4 protein-coding genes and 3 pseudogenes are annotated in these 5,304 nt (G+C 61.5%); 5 read left to right on the top strand and 2 right to left on the bottom strand.

The window, feature by feature from the left end:
* Positions 1–179, bottom strand: a pseudogene (locus JCM19049_RS19375) (NUDIX hydrolase); the annotation flags it as partial.
* 200 nt (positions 180–379) lie between these two features.
* Between JCM19049_RS19375 and JCM19049_RS07715 the strand changes: the two are divergent.
* Entirely contained in the window at positions 380–667 is a 288-nt protein-coding gene (locus JCM19049_RS07715) for an alpha/beta fold hydrolase (protein WP_054821299.1), read from the top strand.
* Between the two features lie 65 nt (positions 668–732).
* On the top strand, positions 733–1,065 hold the full coding sequence (locus tag JCM19049_RS07710; protein WP_279402712.1) for a hypothetical protein: 333 nt from the start codon (positions 733–735) through the stop codon (positions 1,063–1,065).
* A gap of 1,055 nt (positions 1,066–2,120) precedes the next feature.
* Here the strand turns inward: JCM19049_RS07710 and JCM19049_RS23290 are convergent.
* Entirely contained in the window at positions 2,121–2,222 is a 102-nt protein-coding gene (locus JCM19049_RS23290; protein ID WP_374700256.1) for an SHOCT domain-containing protein, read from the bottom strand.
* Positions 2,223–2,840: 618 nt separating this feature from the next.
* On the opposite strand from JCM19049_RS23290, the gene JCM19049_RS07705 reads away from it, so the two are divergent.
* The 3 genes and pseudogenes from JCM19049_RS07705 to JCM19049_RS07695 all read left to right on the top strand — a co-directional run.
* Entirely contained in the window at positions 2,841–4,343 is a 1,503-nt protein-coding gene (locus JCM19049_RS07705; protein WP_054821297.1) for a fumarylacetoacetate hydrolase family protein, read from the top strand.
* 2 nt (positions 4,344–4,345) lie between these two features.
* Positions 4,346–5,003: pseudogene (locus tag JCM19049_RS07700) on the top strand (GntR family transcriptional regulator).
* Positions 5,004–5,080: 77 nt separating this feature from the next.
* Positions 5,081–5,304, top strand: a pseudogene (locus JCM19049_RS07695) (aldehyde dehydrogenase family protein); the annotation flags it as partial.

Below are 5,304 nucleotides of genomic sequence, written 5' to 3'. Positions count from 1 at the left end.
CCACCGGGCAGCGCCCACTGTCCGGCGTGGGGTTGGCGAACGCGGCGCACCAGCGGCAACCACAATTGTGCTCGGCCGCCGTCGGTGGGCCGGATACCGAAGATCACCGTGGAAACGGCCAACGCCGGTGGCATGTTGCGCCGTTCTGCCACGTTGGCTGATCCCAGCGGGATGCTCATCAAGGCCTCCTGTTTTGCCGGCTGCTTGTTTAGGCTCATGACCGGCAGGGTGAAATTTGGTTAGAGTCATTCTGACATTAACTCGCCGGGCCTTCCACCCAAAGAACGCTTTGTGACCGCAGTGACATATAGTTTTGAGCATGACCTTGGATCTTAATCTTCGAGTTATCCCCGCGAACACCGAGGCCAGTGCACCAACCGTGCTGCTGATCCACGGCTTCGCCTCCTCCGCAGACCTAAACTGGGAACGCTCCGGATGGGTTCGGCACTTCACCGAAAATGGGCGCAATGTGGCGCTGGTGGATCTGCCCGGCCACGGAGAGGACCCGCACCACAACGACGGCAGCTGGGCCCCGAGCCGCATCCACCTTGCCCTGGCCAAGGTGGTCGAATCTCTGGGTGGCCCGGTTGACGTATTGGGCTACTCACTGGGCGCGCGCTGGGCTGGGAGCTGGCCGCCAAGCATCCCGAGCTCGTCCGCCGCCTGATCATCGGCGGCCCTGGCAGCCTGGACCCGCTGGCCGCCTTCGCCTTGAATGAGGCACGCAATTTCGTGGCCACCGGTGAGTCGATCGCCGACGAATACACGGCAAAGGTGATGTCGATTGCGATCAACGAGAAGGCCAACGATTTCAATGCGCTGTTCAAGCTGATCGAAGGCATCAAGACCGAACCCTACGATCCGGCCGAAGCGGTGCCGACCGCCCCGACCCTACTCGTCGCCGGGGACCAGGACGACCTGGCCACCACCATGCCGTACCTTCGGCGCCTGCTTCGCGAAGCCGGAACGGACACCGAAGTCGTATGGCTGGCCGGGCGGAATCACGCCAGCGCAGTAACCAGTCGCGAGTTCAAGACCGCGGCACTGAACTTCCTCGACGCATAGTCATCCAGCTTCCGAATTCCAGTGAGTTCGGTCGGACGAAGAACAGGCTGGCTGTAGTTCCTAGAAACTACAGCCAGCCTGTTTTGTGCCTACGCCCTGTGAGCGGGCGACGGCTTAAAAGCTTGGGTCGGGCGAAGTCTCGCATAACGCGCCCGGAAGGCATTCCCCAATGCGTCTGCCAACTCGGTACCCCATCCCCATGGGCCTAGTAGGCATATCCGGTTGCGGTGAACTTCGCCCGACCAATACTCATAATGATAGGGGAACCCCCAAGTTTCCAAAATCCGAAGTCTCAGGAAAAACGCTGTTTCACCGCGTGTTTTCTTAGTGCAAGGAATCTCCGAGATGCAGCGGTTGCAGCAGACCGGTCCCTCAATAACTGTTCCGCCGTACGCTTATCCTGCTCGTCAAGCTAGTCAATATGGGAATGCGGGTTCCGCAAATTCGCTTTACTTACCTCCCTTGGGAAAGCGCGCCTGAACGAACATACGTCTCGCAGCCACGTTTCCTAGCAGGACTTTCCCAGAATAGTCGGGAAACGAGCCTGTCATAATCCATACCATCGCATGTAATACTTGCGTTTGCGCAGTTTCTCGCTGCGAGTGACCCGGCGACTTACCAAGGTCGCCTACGAGCTAGCCGCCCTGAGGGCTACAAGTATCGAGCCGATACGCTCTCCCTGCGCGATGCCACTACATCAAGCGGTCCTGGCGTACAGCAGAACTGAAGTTACGCCGAAACTCGGCAACGTCATCCGCCTGCGGCAAGAGTCAATACACCGTCTTTGAAGACGCCAACCGAGCTCAGAAGTGGGCGCTCTCGCAATGCCCATTCTCGGCATGTCGCCCTCCTGCCCCCAGGTGCAGCTGCCGCGATTAGATTGAGAATGCGAAAAAGTCTCGCTACCGGCATGTAGCCGGCGCGAGACTTTCAGGAGCACCAGTATGTTTCGGTAGAGTGCACGAACCGTTGGCGAGTGATATCAACAACTACTGGGAGCGAAGACCTACAGCATTTTGATGCACACAGCAGGATCGCCCAGCTGTTTAGTCGCACTACATCCTCTCAAGAAAGCTCCTCCGCTTCTCTTCGAACTCGGTTTCGCTAATCATGCCCCTATCGCGGAGACTTGCCAGTTCTTCGAGTTTCTGAGTGATCGACTTCTCCTCGCGAGGAGCGGCAATGGTGACAGGAACCCGTTTGGCTGATTTCGAATAATGACGCCAGTAACCGCGAGCAAGATACCGAGAACGATGAATATCCAGGTCGGTACGGCAGCTGCCGAAATTTTTCTAGACATTCACGCGCTGCACCGCCCGGCGAACCGCCAAGAGTGTCGTACACCTTCGCCGCAAAACTGTCTTGATCAAAAACACTGCCACATAAATTACCAACCGGCGTAGCGCCGATGCTGATTCCCACGACAACAGATACCAATCCGGAGATGGTGAGTACGAGCCATAGCCCCCCTTTCTTCTCCTTCGGGATCCTGCCAAATTTGGGCGCGGGTAAGTTGGGTGGAATGGATGATGACATTGTTCTACTTTCGAGATGCGAAGGATGAAAGTGACGTTCACTCACATTCTAAGCGAGCCTAACCCGACATCATTCATTGACCGTCGCGCTATTTACGCGCTGCGGTTCCGTTTGGAATGCGCCACACTCGTTGATAGCTAATACCGTCATCGCCTGAAAGCTTGGAGAGCTTGACACCCTCAGAGATTCAGCGCACACTGATCGTATACGATTTAATGTACGAAGAAGTGGGAGAATCAATGAGCACCTCGGTTTCGGTCAACGAGTCGACCTTCGCGCAGGCAGGGAAGGTGCTGGCCGTGCACCTGTCCTACGCTTCGCGGGCCGCCCAGCGCCGACGCACCCCGAAGTACCCCAGCTACTTCATGAAGGCCTCCTCCTCGTTGGCAGTTTCCGGCTCGACCGTCGAGCGCCCGGCCGGCACCGAGCTGCTGGCCTTCGAGGGTGAGATTGCCCTGATCATCGGCAAGGCCGCCCGCCGCGTTTCCGTCGAGGACGCCTGGGGCCACGTTGGTCAGGTCACCGCCGCCAACGACCTGGGCGTGCACGACATGAAGTACGCCGACAAGGGCTCGAACATCCGCTCCAAGTCCGGCGACGGCTACACCCCGATGGGCCCGAACGCTTTAGAGGCGGCAAGCATTGATCCGGCCAAGCTGCGCGTGCAGACCTGGGTCAACGGTGAACTCGCCCAGGATGCCGACACCTCCGAGCTGCTCTTCTCCTTCGCCCAGATCATTGCCGACCTCTCCCAGCAGATGACCCTGCTGCCCGGGGATGTCATCCTCACCGGCACCCCGGCCGGCTCCACCGTCTTCTTCCCCGGCGATGTCGTCGAGGTTGAGGTCACCGACCTGGTCTCCGGGGCCAGCACCGGCAAGCTGAAGACCACCGCCGTGGAGGGCACTGACGCCTTCGCCGCCTTCGGCAACCAGCCCAAGGTCACGGAGAAGGACAAGGAAGACGCCTACGGTGACCGCGCCGCCGCCGGACTGGAGCCGATCATCACCGGCAAGGACGTGCTCACCGATGAGGTGCGCGCCAAGCTTCAGGCCGTGGCCACCGCTACCCTGTCCGCCACCCTGCGCAAGCTGGGGCTGAACAACGTGAACATCCAGGTGCCCGGCGCCACCAAGGGCATGCAGCGGGTCATCGGCACCGCCCGCACGCTGCGCTACGTGCCCAACCGCGAGGATCTGTTCAAGAAGCACGGGGCCGGCTACAACACCCAGAAGCAGTCCATTGATTCGCTGGGTGACGGCGAGGTGCTGATCATGGAGGCGCGCGGGGAAACCGAGGCCGCCACCCTGGGCGACATCTTGGCACTGCGTAGCCAGACCCTGGGCGCGGCCGGCATCATCACCGACGGCGGCGTGCGCGACCTGGACGCGGTCACCGGATTGGACATCCCGGTGTTCTACAACGGCGCCCACCCGGCCGTGCTGGGCCGGCGGCACGTGGCCTGGGACAAGGACATCACCGTGGCCTGCGGTGGGGTTACCGTGCAGCCCGGGGATGTGATCGTGGCCGATTCGGATGGCATCGTGGTCATCCCGCCGCACCTGGTCGCCGAGGTCGCCGACGCGGCACTGGCCACCGAGAAGTCCGATGAGTTCATCTTCGCCATGGTCCAGCGCGGGCACGTCATCGACGGGCTGTTCCCGATGAACGCGGACTGGAAGGCCAAGTACCAGGCCTGGCAGCAGGCCGGCAGCCCGGACCTGGACAGCTGGGAACTCTAGCCATGACCCCCTCGAAGTCCGAAGCGGCCTACGCCACCATCTCCGAGCGGATCAACAACGGGGCCTACTCCCCCGGATACCGCCTGGTGCTGGGAACCATTGCCGAGGAACTGGGCTGCTCGGTGGTTCCGGTGCGCGAGGCGATCCGGCGGCTGGAGGCCGAGGGGCTGGTGAACTTCACCCGCAACGTGGGGGCACGGTGGCGCAAATCGATTCCACCCTCTACCTGCACACCATGCAGACCCTGTCGGTGATCGAGCCGGCCGCCACCGCGCTGGCCGCACCGCTGATGGATCGGTCCCTGCGCCAGGCGGCGCGTGAGGTGAACCAGAAGATGCGCGAGTGCCTGGACAGCTTCGACCGGTGGCCTTCACCCAACTGAATACCGAATTCCACAAGCTGCTGTACTGCCAGTGCCCGAACCCGCACATCCTGGACCTGGTCCAGCGCGGGTGGCGGCGCCTGGCGGCGATGCGCTCCTCCTCCTTCTCGCACATCCCGCACCGGGCTTTGCAGTCGGTCCAGGAGCACGAGCACCTGCTGGGCCTGCTGGAGGACGGGGCGTCCGCCGAGCAGATCGAGCAGGCCGCCCGGCGGCACCGCACCAACACGCTGAACGCCTACCTCAAGGCGGCGGGCATGGAGCCCTCCCCCATCTAGGCAAACCAGCAGCACCCAAGATTTTCGACCACAAGTTTTTTGACCGTCTTTGCAACGCAACGCGAAAGGACACAGCCATGAGCAAGCACTTCGTTCCGGAGAACCTGCCCAGCAAGATCCAGCACTACATCAACGGTGAGTTCGTCGATTCCATCGGCGGCAAGACCTTCGAGGTGCTGGACCCGGTGACCAACAAGCCGTACGTGAACGCCGCCGCCGGGCAGAAGGAGGACATCGACGCCGCCGTCGCCGCCGCCACCGAGGCTTCAAGAACGGACCGTGGCCGCGCATGAAGCCGCGC

It is taken from the genome of Arthrobacter sp. JCM 19049, from assembly GCF_001310435.1.
This window is presented reverse-complemented; position numbering and strand designations above follow the sequence as displayed.

What these genes read in the sequence shown, in the direction of transcription:
- JCM19049_RS07705 (WP_054821297.1), top strand. Translation starts at nt 2,841, where the DNA reads ATGAGCACCTCGGTTTCGGTCAACGAGTCGACCTTCGCGCAGGCAGGG.